Source organism: Myxococcus sp. AB025B, assembly GCF_006518215.1.
Classification (GTDB): domain Bacteria; phylum Myxococcota; class Myxococcia; order Myxococcales; family Myxococcaceae; genus Myxococcus; species Myxococcus fulvus.
On record NZ_SRLW01000217.1, the window covers coordinates 1 to 17,433 of the forward strand.

Genomic DNA, 17,433 nt, shown 5'->3' on the forward strand with positions numbered 1-17,433 from the left:
GCGCAGGTGCTCGAGCACCGCGTCTGCGATGGCGCCGAGGTCCTCGGGGGAGAGGACTCGTGGGCTGGTGGGACTCGGGGGGGGCGCGTCGGTGATGAGCGCGAAGACCTCGGGCCGTGACGGAGCCAGGGATGGGCCGAGCCCCTCGCGCCAGACCTCGAGCTTGGGCAGGGGGCCGTCCTTCCAGCCCTCGACGAGGGCGAGGTCCAGTCGCCCGACGAGGCGGGACAGGAGCGTGGGCAGGCTGTCCGCGGGGGCCTGGTCGTGGGTGAGCTGGACGCCCTCGGGGGTGGCGAAGCCGGTGAGCACGGCGCCAGCCCGCTGGAAGCGCGCGGTGTCGCTGCCGGGGCGGTGGAGCGGGTGCGCGTCGGAGGAGTGCTTCACGGCGGCGACGCGCAGGCCGCGCGAGGCGAGCTCCGGGAGCAGGCGCGTCAGGAGCGTCGTCTTCCCGGCGCCGGACCAGCCGATGATGCTCACCGCGGGGACGCGGCTCATGGGTGAGGCCCCGCAGCCGTGGCGTCGACGTGGGTGGGGCGGACGAGGTCTGCGCCCGTGCTGGACCCGACGACGAGGCTCCTGGCGGAGACGCGGTTCATGCGCGAGGGCCCTCGCTACTGGCCGCGACGGCGACATGCGTGGGGCGGTCGAACAGCTCCACCTCGACCACGTCTCCCTCGGCGAAGTCGGCCTGGCCTGGAGGCAGGATGGCCCAACCATCCGCCTGGACGTTCTGGAGAATCTGTCCGGCGCCCTGGGGGCGCAGCACCGCGCGGGCGCCCGTGTCGTCGTGCTCGAGCAGGGCGGTGATGAGGTACGTGAGGCCCGCCTGCTTGTGGCGCGGCTCGGACAGGCGCGCGCGGACGCGGCGGCGCAGCTCGAGGACTCCCTGGTGCTGGAGCAGCAGGGGCCGCGCGAGCTGGTCGAACGCGACGCTCGCCGCGCCCGGGTTGCCCGGCAGCACGACGACGGCGGTGGTGCCCAGCTTCGCCACGGCCACGGGCTTGCCCGGCTTGAGCGCCACGCCGTCCACGAGGAAGCGCGCGCCCAGACGCGTGAGCACCCGCTTGACGTGGTCCTTGTCCCCCACCGAGGCCCCACCGGTGGTGATGAGCACATCGACCCGTGGCGCGAGGTGCTCGATGGACTCGCTCAGTGCCTGCTCGTCATCCCGGGCGCGGGAGAGGTGGCGCACGTCCGCGCCGGCCTCACGAGCGAGCGCCGCTATCAGAATCAAGTTGCTCTCGTACACCTGATGCGAGAGCGCGGGCTGGCCCGGGCGGATGAGCTCGTCCCCCGTCGCGAGCACCGCCACGCGCGGCGCGGACCTCACGCGCACGTGGGTCTCCCCCTGTGACGCGAGCACCCCGAGCACCGACGCGCTCAAACGCTGACCCGCGCTGAACAGGAGCGTGCCCGCGAGCACCTCCTCGCCCGTGCGGCGGATGTCATGGCCCGGAGGGACGGTGATGAAGAGGTCCACGTGGCGACCGTCCTCCGACGCGCGCGCGGCTTCTTGTCGGATGACGGCATCCGCGCCGGAGGGAACGGGCGCGCCGGTGAAGACGCGGGCTGCCTCTCCGGGCTGGAGCGCGCGCGAGGGCAGGGCGCCCGCGTAGACGGTGTCGACGACCCGGAGTCGAGCGGGGCGGTCCCGGTTGGCGCCGCGGGTCTCCTCGGCGCGCACGGCCCAGCCGTCCATCGCGGAGTTGTCGCAGCCGGGGAGCGAGCGCACCGCGCGGACGTCCTCGGCGAGGAAGCGGCCGTGGGCGTCGAGCAGGGGCACGGACTCGGGGGGCGCCGGTGAGAGGGCTTCGAGCGCGGCCTGTCGGGCGGTGTGAAGGGACGTGAGCGGCATCGACGCGGCGCAGACTACGTCGAGGGAGCGGCGCCTTGTCCATCGTACCCCGCGACGGTTGCCCGCCTGCCGGACACGGTGTGGGTCGGTGCGTCATCCAGAGGGCTGGAGGGTGCCCTCCGAGGGACCGCGGCAACGGCCAGGGAAAGGGCTGGGCGATGCCCCCGAAGTCCAGGGGACCGGCGGTCGCGAGGTTCAGCGGACGGCTTGCTGGACCTGGGATGTCCCGAGGCGCCGCCCGGCGCGCTCGTCGCGAGGCCATACAGACCACGATGGATGGACGCCCCACCGAGCGCGGGGCGCATCGGCCGGGCTGCGCATGTGCCCCGGCGAGTGGGGCCACGGGGTGTTCGTTGAGCGATGCCCCGAGGACGCGCCTGGTGTGCTTGTCGAGAGGGAAGCTCCGCGGGGCGAGGGGCGCAGGGGCCAGGTCGCGCCTGATGCCCAGCAGGGGCTCCAGGTGGAGGGCTACCCAGCGAGGTCCCGTGACCGCGCAGGGCGCGATGAGCAGCGCGGACGTACCCGCGCGGAGCTCACCTGCGCCACGCTCCGAAGGTGGATGCGCGGGACCTGTCCGCTACAGACCCTTGGTGGACGTATGCCATGCTCCGGCCACGCTGGCCCCACGGTCTTCCAGTGGACGCGAGCCCCTCGTCATGAACCCCCTCCACGGCACCGAGTTCCCGGACGTGACGCTCGCCATCATCGCGGGCGGTCAGGGGCGTCGCTTGTCGGGCGTGCCCAAGGGACTGCTGGAGGTCGAGGGGCGCACCGTGCTGTCACGGCAGCTCGCGCTGTCGCCTCACTTCGGCGACGTGCTCCTGGTGGCGAACGCACCCGCCCCCTACGCGGGCCATGCCCTGCGCACGGTGGCGGACCTGGTTCCGGGCAAGGGTGCTCCCGGCGGTGTGCACGCGGCGCTGACCGCGTCGCGCACGCGCTGGGTCGTCACCGTGGCGTGCGACATGCCCTTCGTGTCGCTGGAGTCGCTCCGTGTGCTGCTCGCCGCGCGCGGCGAGGACGTGGACGCGGTGTGCTTCGAGGCCGAGGGGCGGATGGAGCCGCTCCTCGCCGTGTATCGCGCCGAGCTGGCGCCCCACTGGCGGGCCCTGCTCCCGGAGGACCCGTCCTTGCGACGGCTGCTCTCGCGCTTGCGCTCCCGGGTCCTGCCCGAGAGCGCACTGCGCGCGGTGGACCCCACGCTGCGCTCCCTGGTGAACGTCAACACCCCCGAGGACCTCGCGCGGCACGGTGTCTCGCTGCCGCCACGGTGAGCCACGGTTCACCTCGGCGTCGGCACGGACTGGAGCAGCGTGGGCAGCTCCGCCAGGTCGAGCACGAGGCTGGGGCGAATCTGTCCGAGCGCATCGGACATGTCCTCGCCTTGCCCCTGCACGCCCAGGCCCACCGTGAAGTTGTCGCCCAGGCGCACCCGCGTGCTCGCCACCACGCTGGCCCGCCTCGACTCCGTGCCCCCCAGCTTCAGCAGGGACTGGGTCGCCTCCAGCTTGAGCTGGAAGCGCGGCGACGCGACGCCGAACGACAGGCCGACGTCCACCCACTTCTCCATCGACAGCTCCGGCCGCGCGCGCTCCTGCAGCACGCGGACCTGCAGGGCCACCTCCAGGTTCGCGTCCGCGTGGCTCAACAACTCCAACGTGGCCGCGCCGAACCCGCGCTGGATGGCGACGCCATCACCGTCCCGCGACTCGAGCCCCGGCGTCACCCAGCGTCCTCCCGCCGAGAGGAACAGCGCACTGGACGACGAGCGCGACTCCTTCGTGCACGCGGGGAGCCCCTGTCGGATTCGGGCGATGCCCGCCTGCCGCGTGGCCTCCATCGCGACCCGGTACTCGGCGTCCGCCTTCTTGAAGTCGTCCTCGCTGTCGTAGTCCCCGGGCAGGGGCTTGTCGGGGAACTCGTACAGGGTCGGGTCCGCGAGCACGTTGGCGATGCACTGGCTGTAGCGCGCGCCGTAGATGCTGCGCTCTCCGAGCACGTCCATCGACACACCCGCCATCACCGTGGCGAAGCGGCCCTTCTGGGGCGTCGCGTCCGGAAACGGCGTGTCCTGTCCGATGCCCAGCGTGATGGCCGTGTCCTGGAGCAGCCGCGTGACGAGCGACGCGTTGCGAGCGGCGACGGCCTCCGAGTAGAGCCGCTCGAAGCCCTCGGTGAGCAGGTAGGGATTGAACTGCAGCGCGAACGAGGCCTGGGTCCCATTCAGCACCGCGCCCACGCCGCGCAGGCTCGCCACCAGGGCCGTGGGGTTCGCCGGGTGCACCAGCTCTCCCGCCGTGGCGACATCCAACCCCGCGGCCGCCTCCGAGCCGCCGCGCAGGATGCTCGGGAAGTCCAGCTCCACCGTGTTCGGCTTCGGCGGTGGGGCCTGGGCACTCGTGACCCCCGCGCAGAGCGCCGTGAGCAGCGCGAGCGCCGCCCTCATTCCACCACCGTCCAGGTCAGCGTGATGAAGTCCGCCACCGAGCCCTTCTCCAGGGAGAAGTCATCCCAGAGGGCCTCCTTGCCGCCCTTCTCGAAGACGAGCGAGGCGCGCTGGAGGAACCGCGCCCCCACGCCCGCGGGGTCGGCCACGGTGAACACCACGCGCACGAAGCCCTGCGCCGCGCTGGGCAGGAAGTCATCCGGCAGGGGCAGCGTGGTCTCTCCGCTGAAGGTGGCCGAGTGCAGCTGCCGCCGCTCCTGGCCCTGCATCTTCCCGCTCACCACCATCCGCATGGCCACGGTGTTGAGCGTGCCGGAGGGGCGCTCCAGCACCAGCTTCGCCCCCTTCCGGTCCGCGCGAGGCACCTGGATGGTGGACTCCAGCTTGTCGTTTCCCGACATGATGTTCCCCCCTCGTGGGTCTGGGTGGACGCCGACGTCCTGCCCGCCGTCCATTCTAGCGCCCGCCATGACACGGCTCGAAGGCGGCGGGGCACGCGCCGGGCGCACCTGGCGGGCGAGCGTGCCCCCGGGTGCGTCACACTGACGCATGGACGGACAGGCCTGGGGGTGGGAGAGAGGACGAGGAGACCCTCATGCTGAAGACCCCTCTTGGACGATTCCGCGCCGTGGCCCTGCTGGAGGGCCTGTCCTTCATCGCGCTGCTGTTCATCGCGATGCCCCTGAAGTACGCGGCGGGGATGCCCCTGGCGGTGCGCTTCGCGGGCATGGCCCACGGGCTGTTGTTCGTGCTGTACCTCTTCGCGCTGATGGAGGTGGCCATCGCCCTGCGCTGGTCCTTCTCGCGCGTGGTGTTCGCGTTCGGCGCGTCGCTGGTGCCGTTCGGCAACTTCCTGCTCGACGCGAAGCTCCGGAAAGAGGAGGCCTCCACCACCCCCCGTGCCGCCGGCCCCCTGGGTTCCTGAGCCCAGAGCGCTGGAGGCTCCGCCCAGGGCGTCACCCGACCTGACACGTCGGCTTGTGCTCCACGCGGAGCGCGCGTCAGACGGCGCGAGCCCTCCAAGGAGTTCGCGCGCGCGAGCAAGCTGTGCGAGCATTCCGCGCGGATTTTTTCACGGTGGAGGTCGGCTCTCATGGAACGCGGCATCTGGAACACGCCCGAGGACATCCAGCGCGAGCTGGAGGCGCGGCTCGCGCTCGTGCAGCCCTCCGAGCACATCCGGGGCATGCACTTCGCCGCCGTGCTCGACACCGTGCGCTTCCTGGGAGGTGAGCAGGCGGTGAAGCGCATCGTCGACGCGGGCGACATGCCCGCGGACCTGGACCCCACCGAGCTGTACCCGGTGCCGCCCTTCATGCGGCTGTTCTTCGCCGCGGCCCACCTGCTCGCGCCCCAGCTGGGCGGCTTCGAGGAGGCGATGCGCCAGATTGGCGTCCAGGGCACGCTCGCCTTCGTGCACTCCATGTTCGGCTTGGAGGTGCGCCAGCAGGTGGGCGGCGACCCGAAGCAGCTGGTCAACATGCTGCCGGAGGCCTACCGCATGGCCATCGACTTCGGTGAGCTGGTGGTGGAGTGGACCAGCGCCCGCGCGGGCCGCATCCACATGCGCCGCATCTTCACGCCCGTGGCCTACAACGAGGGCATGCTCGAGGGCGCGCTCCAGGCCGTCGGCGCCCAGGACATCCAGGTGCGGGGCCGCCAGACGTCGCTGCTCGACAGCGAGTACACCCTCTCCTGGGACGACTGACTCACGGCGCGTCGAAGACGAAGGCCCCGTAGCCCACCACGCCTTCGTGCGCGCCGAACGCATCCCCGGAGCTGCGCAGCGCCACCATCCGGGGCCGCAGCTCCCGCCGCTTCGCCACGCGCAAGAGCCCGTTGATGGCCTCCGCGCCACACGCGCTCCCCGCATCCAGCGGCTCCTCCAACGACAGCACCCGCGCCGCCGTCACCCGGTCCGCGCGCGAGGCCTGCTCGTAGGGCAGGTGATGTGACAGGTCCGAGGTGATGACGGGCAGCACGTCCTCGTCCCACAGCGCCTCCAGCACCTGGGCCACCTCGTCCGACGCGCCCCGGCCCACCACCAACGGCAGCACCGTGAAGTGCTCCAGCACCCGCTGCAGGAAGGGCAGCTGCACCTCCAGCCCGTGCTCCGACTCGTGCGCCCCCGTCGACGCCGTCACCCGGGGCAGCCGCATGGCCCGCTCGCGCAGCCCTTCGTCCAGCCGCACGTCCCCCAGGGGCGTGCACAGCAGGTCCACCTCCGGATACGCCACGCCCCGCAGGGGGACGAAGTGGCTGGGGCCCAGCAGCAACACCCGCGTGCGCGCGGCGCGGCGCGCCCACAGCGTGGCGTAGGCCGCCGCCGCCACCCCGCCGGAATAGACATACGCGGCATGGGGGACGATGAGCGCCGCGGGCGGTGTGTCCCCCGGCACACGCGCCTGCTCCAGCCACGTGTCCAGCTGGGTGGACAGCGTGGAGGGCTGGGCCGGATAGAAGGAGCCCGCGACCGCGGGCGTGCGCACTCGAGGCATGGTCCCCTCCCACCGCGAACGGGGCACCTGCTGGAATCCTAGAGGGCCACGGCAACGCCAGTCATGCCAATCATTGCAAGACTGTTCGCTTCTGGGATGAGCGGGTCCCACCTCCGCGCGTCCCCCGAGGGTCCCGGCGTGACAAGGGATTGATTTCGCCCGGACGCGCGGGTGGCTCGGTGATTGCTATCCAACGCTTCGTGCCGCGCACTCCTCCCGGGCGGTCAGGGCCGCCTGGTGCGCGGGACTTCGCGAATGGGAAGGCCGGCCGGGCAACGTGACGCCTCCACCCGGCCGCGCCTTCTCGTCCGCGGGCTCGCGGCGTGACGCGTGTGCTCCGGCGCCGTGTCTCAGCGGTGTCTCACGCGGGCCCCACCGCGCGCGTCCGCCCTGGAAGGCCCCCCGCCAAATCCCCGTTCTCCGGGCCCATGGGCCCCTGGTCGTACGGTCCTGCGCGAATTCTCAAGTAGTGGTGATGTGATAGCCGACACATGAAGAACGAAAAAAGGATGCACGCTTTCGCCCATTGACTAGAAGGGGCCGCCGAGCGCCCGGGAATGACCGCGGGCTAACGCAACGGAGGGACGCTTCATGAAGGCAAATCAGTGGCAGGCGATGGCCGTGGCGGCAGGGTTGATGGTGGCGTCGACGGCGAGCGCGCAGGAGACGGGCGGCGGTTCGGGCAGCTTCGGGAACGCCGGGCAGATTGTCGTCAGCTCGGATGCGTTCGGTAACCTGGGCTACACGACGGAGGGTGCGGGGTACGGCTACTTCCACATCGCGCCGAGCGCCGATTACTTCCTCAAGGAGAACCTCTCCGTCGGAGCCAACGTGCAGCTGCGCGTGCTCTTCGGTGAGGGAGACACGGTGGCCGCCTTCGGTATCGGCGGACGCGTGGGCTACAACATCGCGCTGGCGGAGAAGATCTCCGTGTGGCCGAAGGCCGGCGTGACGCTGTTCGTCGGTGACAACATCATCGCCACGCAGGACGGGACGGGTGCTGCGTCCACCGTCATCCTGGATGGCTACGCGCCGTTCCTGTACCACGTCACCAGCCACTTCTTCATCGGCGCCGGCCCCCGTCTGGCCATCGGCCTGGGTGACGACGTGGACGTGACGTTCGGCGTGGCGACCACGCTCGGCGGCTACTTCTAGTCGGCAGTCGTCGGCAGGACCCACGGGCCCCGCGCACGGTTGGACGTCTCCACCGCGCGTCGGGGCTCGTGTCGTTCAAGGGGCCGCCACCTCCACCCAGCCCGCCGCCGCCGCCGCGCCCGGCTCGTGCACCAGACGCAGCCCCAGCTGCAGCGAGCGCTCCCCCGTCGCCGGCGCATGGAGCAGCAGCACGGAGGCCGTCTCCTCCAGCACCCTTCGGGACACCGGTCGCGTCGCGTCGTCCCGGCCACCCCGCAGCTCGCGCCAGTCCTTCAGCCCCCAGCCCACCACGCGGCCGTCCCGCAGGCGCACCGTCACGTCCGCCCACGCGCTGCCTCCCGCCGGCACTCGCACCGGCGCGAGCAGCTTCTTGAGTCCCTCCACCACGGCGCCGGGCTCGGGCGTTCCGGCCTCGCGTCGGCCCGGGGCGCGGCGGGCTCCCAGGGGACGCTCGGCCGGGAGCAGGAGGGGCGGCTCCACCCGCCACGAGGAGGCCCCGCGCTCCAGCGTCAGCACCACCTCTCCCGGCGGCTGTCGCGTGGTGGACAGGAGCCGCGTGGCCACCTGCCGCTGGAGCTCCGCGGCGTCCACGGGCCGGCCCGCGCGTCCGCCGCGCTCCTGGGCCTGGTAGCCCACCAGCGTCAGCGCGCCCTGCTCCGACCAGAACGTGAGCTCCAGCCTGGCGCCGACCTCGCGCACGGTGCCGGCCAGCGCCGCCACGCGCACGGCGACCTGCCGCGCTTCATGGAGCCGGGCCGCGTCCTGCTCGACGAACACGTCGGGTCGACCCGAGCCGCCCGTGCCGCCTCCCGCGCACGCGAGCCCGAGGGCGAAGAGGAGCGCACCGCACGCGCGAGCACGGCTCCGGAATCGGAGATGGATGATGGCCATGTGCTTCCCCTGCCGGGTGCGGCGCACCCGGGTGTCCTGGCACGGCGTCGTGGTGGCGGGACGACAGGAATTCCCGTGGGAGGAGGACGCACGTGGCCCGTGAATCCTGAGCGCTCACGACTCGCGGACGGGACGTCTGTTCAATCCGACACGAGGGGGCGGTGTCCGCTTCAACCTCGCGCGAGGTTCTTCAGCACGAAGGCCAGGTTCGCGGGCCGCTCGGCCATGCGGCGCATGAGATAGGGATACCAGTGGCGCCCGTAAGGGACATACACGCGCACCGGATGTCCCTGGTCCGCGAGCTGGCGTTGCAGGTCCGCGCGGATGCCATGGAGCATCTGGAATTCGAACGCACCGCGAGGCAGCCCGCGCCGCGCGGCGTGCTCCAGCGTGGCGTCAATCATCCGCTCATCGTGCGTGGCGATGCCGTGATACACGCCGCTGTCGAGCAGCACCTTCATGCACCGCACGAAGCTCGCGTCCACGTCCGTCTTGTCTGGGTAGGCGATGGCCTCGCTCTCCAGATAGGCGCCCTTGCACAGACGGATGCGCACCCGCTCCGCGCACAGCGCGCGGGCGTCCGCTTCCGTGCGCCGCAGGCAGCTCTGCAGCACCGCGCCCACGTGTGGCTCTCCGAACTCCGCGTGGAGCTTTCGCACGATGTCCAGCGTGACCTGCGTCACCGCGCCGTGCTCCATGTCGATGCGCACGAACGCGCCGCGTGACGCGGCGTCCGCCACCACCTGTCGCGCGTTCTCCAGCGCCAGCGCTTCATCGAGCAGCAGCCCGCACTGCGTCAGCTTCAGCGACACGTTGGCCCGCACCCCCGTCTGGTCGATGCGCGCGAGCAGCCGGCGGTACTCGCGCACCTCCTCGCGCGTCTCCGCCGCGTCCTTCACCGCCTCGTTGAGGTGGTCGAAGGACGCCGACAGCCCTTGCGCGGTGAGCGCCTTCACCGCGTCCATCGCCTCGTCGAGCGTCTCGCCCGCGACGAAGCGCCGCGACAGCTTCTTCAGCGGAGGCAGCCGCGTGGCCCAGTCCTTCAGGCCCGTCCTCCGCGACAGGAACATCAGGGCTCCGCGAGACCACTGTTCGGCGAGGGCGCTCATCCACGCAGCTCCCGGGGGGCGACCCCATACTCCTCGAGGAAGGCCCCCACGAGGGCGTTGAACGCCTCCGGGTGGCTCATGTACGGCAGGTGGCTCGCGTCGCGCAGCAGCTCCAGCCGCGCTCCGGGGATGTGCCGGGCCACGTCCACCGCGGCCTCGGGCGGCACCAGCAAATCCCTGCCGCCCTGGATGACGAGCGTGGGCACGCGCAGCTCGTGCAGGCGGGGATGGAAGTCCGCGGCCAGCACGTCCCGCAGTCGACGCAAGAGCTCCAGGGGCGTCAGCCTGCGCGCCTCGCGCACGATTTCCGCGCGCCCCTCCGGCGGCAGCCTCGCGCCCCCCAGCACCCGCGCCACCATGGGCGCCACCAGGTACGCCAGCGGCCGAGGCGCGCGCACCAGCGTCGACAGCGACACCGCCAGCCGCCTCACCCGACGCACGCTGGCCACGGGCGACACGAGCACCAGCGCCCGCACCCGCTCCGGATGCGCCAGCGCGAAGGCGATGGACAGCAGGCTCCCATAGGACGAGCCCACCAGCGCGAAGCGCTCCGGCAACCGCGCCTCGACATGGTCCAGCACGGCCAGGTTCCACGCGAGCGGCGAGTGCGTGGCCGGGGTGTGCAGGGGCGGCGTCCACAACAGCAGACGGAACAGGCGGGACAAGGGCTCCATCGGCGCGAAGGAGCGGCCACTGGCGCCCAGGCCCGGCAGACACACCACGGTGCGCGAGGGGTCCGTGTCGCCGTCGGGAAAGGTGAACAGCCGCACCGACGTGCCCTTCATCGGGCGCTCCTCGCACGCCAGCCGCTCGTAGCCGGAGGGGATGTCCTCCACGTCCGGGACGAGGGGCGCCGCGCGACGACGCTCCAGGGAAGAGGAGGAGGGCTCAAGCATGGCGGGCCTTCACCATCAACCGGTGCACGCTCGCGGCCACCCGGTCTCGAAACGCACGCAGGCGGGACTCGGACGCTCCGGCCGGCGGCGGCAGGTGCGGGCTCCCCAGCGCGAAGGTGAGCCGCACCGGGAAGGGCAGCGGCCCCAGTCCCACGAGCAGGGGCACGCGGTACTTCTCCTCGTCGGTGAGCCGCACGCCCAGCTTCGCCTCGCCCGGGGGGAACAGGAACGTGTCATCCACCCCGAAGCCCGCGAAGGGCACCACCGGCACCCCCGCGCGCGCCGCCACGTGCGCGAAGCCCAGGGCCTGCTCCCACCGGAGCTGATAGCGGCCTGGGGGACGCTTGAAGACCTCGCGCGCGCCGCCGGGGTAGCACACCACCAACGCCCCCTCCTTCAGCGCCGCCAGCGCGTTGTCCTTCGTCCCCTCCACCCCGCCCAGCCACGGCAACACCGTGCGGAGGACGGGGATGCGGAAGAAGCCTCGCTCGGCCAGCCCCAGCGCCCGGCGTCCCGTCGCCTGGTGCAGCAGGTGGAAGAAGGCCGGTGTCTCGTAACCCCAGACGCCGTGGTTTCCCACCAGCAGCACGGGGCCCCGGGCCGGCACGTGCTCGGCCCCCATCAGCCGCGCGCGATGGTAGCGCGCCGACAGCGCCGCCCCCCGCTCGGCGAGGCGGAACACGGCCCTGCGCACGGTGGCGAGCGAGGCTTCCACGGGGACACATCATGGAGACGCCCGGGCGCCACGTCAGCCGGACCGGCCGGGCAGCCGGGCCCCTGGACTCCACGTCCCCAAACCCACGCACCGTCCCCGGGGGGATGACCCCGGCCCACCCCCCAGGTTGCTTTGAGTAGGCAACGCTTGGCGTCGACCCCCCATGGGCTTTCAGTCCCCGGATACGGCACGATTCCATGTGGTTGTTTCACCCCTGTCGAACGTTCGCTCGGCCGTTCGTTTGAGTTTCGATAATGTGAGGCTGAAGCCCGCCTTTGGTTGTCTGCCTGCCCCGTCGTGCAGATGGTTCAGGGATGGGAGGCCCTTTCGACATCCTCGTCGAGCAGCACCGGGAGCTCGAGGAGCGCTTCGAGCACCTGGGCGCGGGGGACGATGAGTCTGGGTCAACCCGTGGCGTGCGGGAGCTGGTGGCGCTGTTGCGACACCACCTCTGGCTGGAGGAGCGCTGTCTTCAGCCCTGGGTGACCCGGGTGGAGGGGCGTGCCCGGGGGCGGCAGCAGGCCGGGGACCGGCAGGCCATGCATGAGCTGTTGGATGAGCTGGAGGAGCATCCCCTCCAGAGCGCGGAATGGCAGGCCCGCTTCCTCACGCTCGAGGACCTGTGGGTCGCGCATCTCCAAGAAGTGGAGTCCTCATTGCTTCCCCGGCTCACCGCGGTGATGGCTCCACGCGAGCAACAGGCGCTCGCCCAGGAGCTGTCCCGGTGCCGGCTGGACACGCGCTCCTCGGGCTCCGAGGCCGGTTTCTCGGGCTCCGGCCCCTTCCTGGACGACCTGCGCTGGGAGGGTTGAGCGCCGTTCCCGCCTCACTGGAATGGGACCCGACCTGGGACGGCGGGGGGGGTGATACGTCCTTCAGTCACACCTTTTATCGCTTCCTTTAGACAAATCCTAAATTGGAAGGTATGGGTATGGACGGCTTCACAAATCAACTCCCCCTTCCAGACCTTCAACACCCAGACTAGCCAAGACGAGGATTGAACGAATGTCCGTGGATAAAGCGTTTCGGGACATGATCCGTAACGAAATCGAGGTCCAGCTCAAGCCGCTGCGCGACGTGGTCTCCCGCCTGGAGTCCGGGACGGCGGACCTGGATGCGCTGCGCAACGTGGCGGAGCGGCTGGCCCCCCTGGCCGAGGTGGTGGGTCCCCTGTTCGGCGCCCAGGTTCCGGCGGCGAAGGGCGGCCGCAAGGCCGTGGGTCGTCCGGCGGCGCGTGGCGCGGTGAGCGCGGCGGCCCCCGTGGGTGGCAAGCGCCGGGGTCGCAAGCCCGCGGCGGCGGCGGCGGATGGCTCGCGCGCGTGCGCCATTGTCGGCTGCGGCAAGCCCAGCCGGACCAAGGGCTACTGCGCGGCGCACTACCAGAAGCTGCGCATGCTGGAGAAGACCAACCGTCGCCCCTCCGCGTGGGTGGATTACGCCCCCGCTGACAGCGTCGAGGACATCAAGCTTCCGCGTGGCCGCGCCGCGTCGAAGGCCCTGGCAGCAGCAGCGCAAGCCGCGAACGGTTAATCCGCGGCACGCTGCCCCGGCCCGGGCAGACAGTGACCGCGCACCTTCGTCAACCCAGGCTCCGTCGTCGGGAGAGGGTTCGAGGGACGCCCGTACGGGAAGTCTTGCCCGCGGGGGCTCGCAGGGGCATGAATGCCCGGGCCCATGAACAAACGAGATCTGGAGCCTGGCATCATCACCGACCTGGCCGGACGGACCACGTACGGTGAATACCTACAGCTCGACCGGGTGTTGTCGGCGCAGGTTCCGCGCTCGCAGCCACCGCACCACGACGAGCTGCTCTTCATCATCCAGCACCAGACGAGCGAGCTGTGGATGAAGTTGCTCATCCACGAGCTGAGCGCGTGTGTCCGCTATGTCCAGGCGGACCGGCTGGAGCCTTCCTTCAAGATTTTCGCGCGCGTGGGGCACATCCAGCGGATGCTCTTCGAGCAGTGGAGCGTGCTGGAGACGCTCACGCCGAATGAGTACCTGGAGTTCCGCGACGCGCTGGGGCCCGCGTCCGGCTTCCAGAGCTGGCAGTACCGCGCGGTGGAGTTCCTGTTGGGCAACAAGGACGCCAACGCCCTGGGCCCCTTCCGTCACCAGCCGGACGTGCACGGGGAGCTGGAGCGGCTCTTGGAGTCTCCCAGCCTCTACGACGAGTTCCTGCGCTACCTGGCTCGCAAGGGCCACGCGGTTCCCGAGGACCACGCCCAGCGCGACTGGAAGAAGCCGTACGAGAAGAGCCCCGCGGTGGTGGAGGTGTTCCGTCGCATCTACGAGGACACCGAAGCGCACTGGGACGCGTACGAGATGTGCGAGAAGCTGGTGGACACCGAGGAGCGCTTCCAGCTCTGGCGCTACCGTCACATGATGACGGTGATGCGAATCATCGGGTTCAAGCAGGGCACCGGTGGCTCGACGGGCGTGTCCTTCCTGCGCAAGGCGTTGGACCTGCGCTTCTTCCCGGAGCTGTGGGACGTGCGCACGGAGCTCCTGCCGCCCGGCGCCCGGCCGCCGTCTTCCACGCGGTGAGCCTTCCCCCGGTCATGGCAGGCGTTGCGCGCCTGTCCTGACATCCAAGAGGGTGAGAGGAATGAGGCGAAGCCGGGGGTGACAGGCTTCGGCCGCTGAAACATCGACAATGTGACGTGGGAGGACGGGTGGAGAGGGCGTCGGGGGGCCTGGCGTGGATTGGCCGTGGGTGGAATGACGCCTCCCGGACATGCGGGCGAGGAAGGGCACCTGACGCGCGGACGAGTGGGAGGCAGCGGCTAGGCTTGAGCGCACCATGGCCGCCGAGTCTTCCCTGGTCTTCGAGAAGGCGCACATCCTGTGCTACCGGACCTTCGATATCGCGGAGGAGATCAACCTCGAGCGGGCGCGCAGGGCCGTCTCGGAGGACACCCGCCGGCTGAAGCTGTCGCGCGAGAATGGCCAGTACCTGCAGCTGCCCAATCCGCCGCTGGCGTATGAGCTGGGGCGCCGGGCGCTGGCGCTTCGTGACAGTCCCGTCACGGTGGATGCCACGGCGCGGCTGTTCGACCATGGCGCGGCGTCCATCATCCTGAGGGTGCCGGTGGTGCCTGGCACGTCGCTGGAGCAGCTGACCCGGGTGGCGGACGAGCTCTACGACAGCCAGGCGCTGGAGGACCTGGCGCTGGATTGGGTGGAGGGCGTGCGGCGCACGATTGCGCCGGCGGTGCAGGGCGCGCACCTGTGGGACCAGAACGAGAGCTACACGGTCATCTTCGCGGAGAGCATCCGGGGCAACCCCACCGCGGAGGAGCTCTTGGAGAAGGCGGACCTGGCGAGGCTCCTGCTGGGGGAGAACGGGGAGACGCCGCTGTCGCGCCGGGAGAGCGAGGCCGTCACCCAGGTGCGCTTCAGCTACACGGTGAATGATTTGGTCGTCATCGACTGGAACAGCGCGTTCGTCTACGAGCCTTCGGGCTCCGGGGACATCCCGGACCTGCTCGAAATCGCGAACGCGCAGCTGTTGGAGTTCCGCTACTTCGACGAGAAGCTGGACGAGCACATCGCGCGCATCCACGACGAGGTGCAGGCCAAGCGGCACGGGTGGACGCGGCTGTTCCGCAGTCCGTACCGCACGCTGACGCGGCAGACCTTGGGCACGCTGGTGGACCTGAACGAGTTCATCGAGCGGGTGGACAACAGCCTGAAAATCATCGGCGACTTCTACCTGGCCAAGGTCTACGAGGCCGCGGTGCGCCGCATGCGCATCCCCGCGTGGCAGGGCTCGGTGACGCGCAAGCAGCAGCTGCTCGCCCAGACGTACGGCCTGCTCAAGGGCGACGTGGACATCGACCGCTCGCACACCCTGGAGGCGGTCATCGTGCTGCTCATCGTGTTGGAGATCTTCTTCGCCTTCTTCAACGTGTTCGCCCACTGAGGGCCGAGTGTTCGTCCACTGAACGCCCGGACGACTTGTCCCCGGGTACAAGGCGCGCGCGGGTTTCGCGGGCACAGCGGACATGGGACACTGGGGATTCGCGGTGGGGCCCGCCGGTGGGCCTTGGCTGGGGGGACGTGTGGGCATGAAGGTGCCCGAGAGCAACCGGGGAGCCGCCGAGGACCGCGTGACGCGGACGTTGGAGCGGCTGTCCCTCGCGCCGTCCGTGGAGGCGGTGCTGGAGGCGCTGCTGCGTGAGGCCGCGTCCTCCCTCGCCGTGTCCGACGTCTTCATGTGTTGGCGAGAGGACGGAAGCGAAGCGCACGTGCTCGTCACGCCGGGGCTGTCCGTCGGCGCCGCGCGCGCGCGGGGCGAGCGGCTGCTGGATGGACTGCGGGACATCGACGGGGGCCTGCTGCCGTACGTGGCGCTGGACGCGGAGCGGGAGGTGCTGGTGGCGCTGCCGCTGCTCGCGGGGGTGGAGCCGGGCAGCGGCGTGGGGGTGCTGTGCGCGGTGCTGCCCGAGGGCCGGGTGCCGACGGACGAGGAGCTGGCGCGGCTGGGATTGCAGGCGCGACTGGCGGGGCTGGCGCTGGAGCGCGAGTGGGCGGTGGCGCGGGCGCGCGCGGAGGTGGAGCAGGCGGAGGTGCTGCGGCTGAGCCGTCTCCAGGCGGTGACGGAGGCGTTCGGTCAGACGCTCACGCGCGAGGAGGTGGCCCATGTCGTGCTGGATTTGGGGCTGCCCGCGGTGGAGGCGACGGCGGGCATCGTGCACCTGACGGCGGAGGGGCGCGCGGCCTCGGAGCTCGTCGCGGCGGTGGGCGTCCCGGACGCGCTGGTGGAGCCCCTGCGCGAGCTGCCCCGAGGGGGCGAGGAGCTGCTGGCGCAGACGGCGAAGCGCGCGGAGGCGCCGGTGTGGTTGGAGACGGTGGCGGCGATACGCGAGCGCTACCCGACGCTGGCGGGGCCGTTGGGGGAGGGGCCGCCCCGCGCGCTGGCGCTGCTGCCGTTGTTCGTGGAGGGGCGGGTGTTCGGGACGCTGGCCTTCGGCTTCGAGCGGGAGAAGGCGTTCTCCGCGCTGGAGCGCGCGTCGCTCGTGGGGCTGTCGCGACAGTGCGGGCAGGCGCTGGAGCGCGCGCGGCTGTACGAGCGCGAGCACACCGCGCGACTGGAGGCGGAGGCGCTGGGGGCTCGGCTGAGCCTGCTGGCGGACGCGAGCGCGTTGGTGTCCGGCTCGTTGAGCTGGGAGGAGACGGTGGCCGGGGTGGCGCGGCTGGCGCTGGGGCACTTCGCGGACGGGTGCGCGGTGGACTCGTACGAGGACGGCGTGGTGCGCCGGCTGGCGGTGCTGCACGCGGACCCGGAGAAGGCGGAGCGGGTGCTGGAGCTGACCAGCTTCCCGCTGGACGCGGGGCAGCCGTCGCTCCTGTCGCGGGTGCTGACGAGCGGGCAGTCGCGACTGGAGACGCGCGGGACGCGAGGGCCCGTGGACGCAAAGCCCGGCAGTTCTTGGCGCGCGAGCACGGTCATCCTCACGCCGCTGGTGGCGCGGCAGCGCACGCTGGGGGCGCTGACCTTCGTACGGGACTCGGAGCGGGCGCCCTTCGACGTGACGGACGTGTCGCTGGCGGAGGAGCTGGCGCGGCGCGCGGCGCTGGCGATGGACAACGCGCGGCTGTTCCGGGACGCGCGCGCGGCGGAGGAGGAGAGCCGCCGGGGCGCGGCGCGGTTGCACGTGCTGGTGCAGGTCAGCCAGCTCATCGCCGAGGCGGGGTTGGACCTGCCCACGGTGCTGGACGTGCTGGCGAGCAAGGTGTCGGAGGCGCTGGGGGGCGGGTGTGTGCTGCAGCTGCTCGGGGAGGACCGGGAGCAGCTGGAGGTGGTGGCGGCGCACCACCCGGACCCACTGGCGCGTGGCGTGCTGGAGGAGGCGTTGCGCAGGG

General features: G+C 71.4%; 18 protein-coding genes. 9 read left to right on the forward strand and 9 right to left on the reverse strand.

Features of this window, described 5'->3' with window-relative positions; all coding sequences use genetic code 11:
- A partial coding sequence (gene mobB, locus FL311_RS29630) for a molybdopterin-guanine dinucleotide biosynthesis protein B (protein ID WP_141330339.1) occupies positions 1–495 on the reverse strand: 495 nt, incomplete at its 3' end.
- A gap of 97 nt (positions 496–592) precedes the next feature.
- Complete coding sequence (gene glp / locus FL311_RS29635) at positions 593–1,855, reverse strand: gephyrin-like molybdotransferase Glp (RefSeq protein ID WP_141330341.1); 1,263 nt, start codon at positions 1,853–1,855, stop codon at positions 593–595.
- Positions 1,856–2,511: 656 nt separating this feature from the next.
- On the opposite strand from glp, the gene FL311_RS29640 reads away from it, so the two are divergent.
- The gene (locus FL311_RS29640; RefSeq protein ID WP_141330343.1) at positions 2,512–3,129 is read left to right on the forward strand and encodes a molybdenum cofactor guanylyltransferase; all 618 of its coding nucleotides are present in this window, start codon (positions 2,512–2,514) and stop codon (positions 3,127–3,129) included.
- An 8-nt stretch (positions 3,130–3,137) separates the two neighbouring features.
- Here the strand turns inward: FL311_RS29640 and FL311_RS29645 are convergent, their stop codons facing one another.
- Complete coding sequence (locus tag FL311_RS29645) at positions 3,138–4,301, reverse strand: hypothetical protein (protein ID WP_141330345.1); 1,164 nt, start codon at positions 4,299–4,301, stop codon at positions 3,138–3,140.
- Entirely contained in the window at positions 4,298–4,702 is a 405-nt protein-coding gene (locus FL311_RS29650) for a hypothetical protein (RefSeq protein ID WP_141330347.1), read from the reverse strand. Before FL311_RS29650 ends, FL311_RS29645 begins: the two co-directional genes overlap by 4 nt.
- Before the next feature lie 194 nt (positions 4,703–4,896).
- On the opposite strand from FL311_RS29650, the gene FL311_RS29655 reads away from it, so the two are divergent.
- Both FL311_RS29655 and FL311_RS29660 read left to right on the forward strand, forming a co-directional pair.
- On the forward strand, positions 4,897–5,226 hold the full coding sequence (locus FL311_RS29655; protein WP_046717183.1) for a DUF3817 domain-containing protein: 330 nt from the start codon (positions 4,897–4,899) through the stop codon (positions 5,224–5,226).
- Positions 5,227–5,394: 168 nt separating this feature from the next.
- Positions 5,395–6,009 (forward strand): TIGR02265 family protein, encoded by a 615-nt coding sequence (locus FL311_RS29660; protein ID WP_141330349.1) that lies wholly within the window; start codon positions 5,395–5,397, stop codon positions 6,007–6,009.
- Between the two features lies 1 nt (position 6,010).
- Here FL311_RS29660 and amrB read toward each other — a convergent pair whose 3' ends face one another.
- The gene (gene amrB / locus FL311_RS29665) at positions 6,011–6,799 is read right to left on the reverse strand and encodes an AmmeMemoRadiSam system protein B (protein WP_141330351.1); all 789 of its coding nucleotides are present in this window, start codon (positions 6,797–6,799) and stop codon (positions 6,011–6,013) included.
- 591 nt (positions 6,800–7,390) lie between these two features.
- Between amrB and FL311_RS29670 the strand changes: the two genes are divergently transcribed.
- Positions 7,391–7,954, forward strand: a complete 564-nt coding sequence (locus FL311_RS29670) for a hypothetical protein (RefSeq protein ID WP_141330353.1) — start codon at positions 7,391–7,393, stop codon at positions 7,952–7,954.
- Positions 7,955–8,029: 75 nt separating this feature from the next.
- Here the strand turns inward: FL311_RS29670 and FL311_RS29675 are convergent, their stop codons facing one another.
- The 4 genes from FL311_RS29675 to FL311_RS29690 all read right to left on the reverse strand — a co-directional run bounded on the left by FL311_RS29675 (position 8,030) and on the right by FL311_RS29690 (position 11,565).
- Positions 8,030–8,845 carry a hypothetical protein gene (locus FL311_RS29675; protein ID WP_141330355.1) on the reverse strand — a complete coding sequence of 272 codons (816 nt, stop codon included), beginning with the start codon at positions 8,843–8,845 and terminating at the stop codon, positions 8,030–8,032.
- A 170-nt stretch (positions 8,846–9,015) separates the two neighbouring features.
- Positions 9,016–9,954 (reverse strand): proline dehydrogenase family protein, encoded by a 939-nt coding sequence (locus FL311_RS29680; protein ID WP_141330357.1) that lies wholly within the window; start codon positions 9,952–9,954, stop codon positions 9,016–9,018.
- Positions 9,951–10,850 (reverse strand): alpha/beta fold hydrolase, encoded by a 900-nt coding sequence (locus tag FL311_RS29685; RefSeq protein ID WP_141330359.1) that lies wholly within the window; start codon positions 10,848–10,850, stop codon positions 9,951–9,953. The genes FL311_RS29680 and FL311_RS29685 overlap by 4 nt, the downstream gene beginning before the upstream one ends.
- Positions 10,843–11,565 (reverse strand): lysophospholipid acyltransferase family protein, encoded by a 723-nt coding sequence (locus tag FL311_RS29690; RefSeq protein ID WP_141330361.1) that lies wholly within the window; start codon positions 11,563–11,565, stop codon positions 10,843–10,845. Before FL311_RS29690 ends, FL311_RS29685 begins: the two co-directional genes overlap by 8 nt.
- A gap of 314 nt (positions 11,566–11,879) precedes the next feature.
- Between FL311_RS29690 and FL311_RS29695 the strand changes: the two genes are divergently transcribed.
- The 5 genes from FL311_RS29695 to FL311_RS29715 all read left to right on the forward strand — a co-directional run.
- Entirely contained in the window at positions 11,880–12,377 is a 498-nt protein-coding gene (locus FL311_RS29695) for a hemerythrin domain-containing protein (protein WP_141330363.1), read from the forward strand.
- Between the two features lie 193 nt (positions 12,378–12,570).
- Positions 12,571–13,095: a cell wall protein gene (locus FL311_RS29700; protein WP_141330365.1), complete on the forward strand. Its 525-nt coding sequence runs from the start codon at positions 12,571–12,573 to the stop codon at positions 13,093–13,095.
- 132 nt (positions 13,096–13,227) lie between these two features.
- Entirely contained in the window at positions 13,228–14,112 is an 885-nt protein-coding gene (locus FL311_RS29705; protein WP_141330367.1) for a tryptophan 2,3-dioxygenase, read from the forward strand.
- Between the two features lie 256 nt (positions 14,113–14,368).
- Positions 14,369–15,490, forward strand: coding sequence for a hypothetical protein (locus FL311_RS29710; RefSeq protein ID WP_141330369.1), 1,122 nt, complete (start codon positions 14,369–14,371; stop codon positions 15,488–15,490).
- A 145-nt stretch (positions 15,491–15,635) separates the two neighbouring features.
- Positions 15,636–17,433, forward strand: a 1,798-nt coding sequence (locus tag FL311_RS29715) for a GAF domain-containing protein (RefSeq protein ID WP_141330371.1), incomplete at its 3' end; no start/stop codon positions are given.

Bases quoted from the DNA above. Each gene is read 5' to 3' on its own strand.
- glp (WP_141330341.1), bottom strand. From the start codon at position 1,855: ATGCCGCTCACGTCCCTTCACACCGCCCGACAGGCCGCGCTCGAAGCC.
- FL311_RS29640 (WP_141330343.1), top strand. From the start codon at position 2,512: ATGAACCCCCTCCACGGCACCGAGTTCCCGGACGTGACGCTCGCCATC.
- FL311_RS29645 (WP_141330345.1), bottom strand. From the start codon at position 4,301: ATGAGGGCGGCGCTCGCGCTGCTCACGGCGCTCTGCGCGGGGGTCACG.
- FL311_RS29650 (WP_141330347.1), bottom strand. From the start codon at position 4,702: ATGTCGGGAAACGACAAGCTGGAGTCCACCATCCAGGTGCCTCGCGCG.
- FL311_RS29655 (WP_046717183.1), top strand. From the start codon at position 4,897: ATGCTGAAGACCCCTCTTGGACGATTCCGCGCCGTGGCCCTGCTGGAG.
- FL311_RS29660 (WP_141330349.1), top strand. From the start codon at position 5,395: ATGGAACGCGGCATCTGGAACACGCCCGAGGACATCCAGCGCGAGCTG.
- amrB (WP_141330351.1), bottom strand. From the start codon at position 6,799: ATGCCTCGAGTGCGCACGCCCGCGGTCGCGGGCTCCTTCTATCCGGCC.
- FL311_RS29670 (WP_141330353.1), top strand. From the start codon at position 7,391: ATGAAGGCAAATCAGTGGCAGGCGATGGCCGTGGCGGCAGGGTTGATG.
- FL311_RS29675 (WP_141330355.1), bottom strand. From the start codon at position 8,845: ATGGCCATCATCCATCTCCGATTCCGGAGCCGTGCTCGCGCGTGCGGT.
- FL311_RS29680 (WP_141330357.1), bottom strand. From the start codon at position 9,954: ATGAGCGCCCTCGCCGAACAGTGGTCTCGCGGAGCCCTGATGTTCCTG.
- FL311_RS29685 (WP_141330359.1), bottom strand. From the start codon at position 10,850: ATGCTTGAGCCCTCCTCCTCTTCCCTGGAGCGTCGTCGCGCGGCGCCC.
- FL311_RS29695 (WP_141330363.1), top strand. From the start codon at position 11,880: ATGGGAGGCCCTTTCGACATCCTCGTCGAGCAGCACCGGGAGCTCGAG.
- FL311_RS29700 (WP_141330365.1), top strand. From the start codon at position 12,571: ATGTCCGTGGATAAAGCGTTTCGGGACATGATCCGTAACGAAATCGAG.
- FL311_RS29705 (WP_141330367.1), top strand. From the start codon at position 13,228: ATGCCCGGGCCCATGAACAAACGAGATCTGGAGCCTGGCATCATCACC.
- FL311_RS29710 (WP_141330369.1), top strand. From the start codon at position 14,369: ATGGCCGCCGAGTCTTCCCTGGTCTTCGAGAAGGCGCACATCCTGTGC.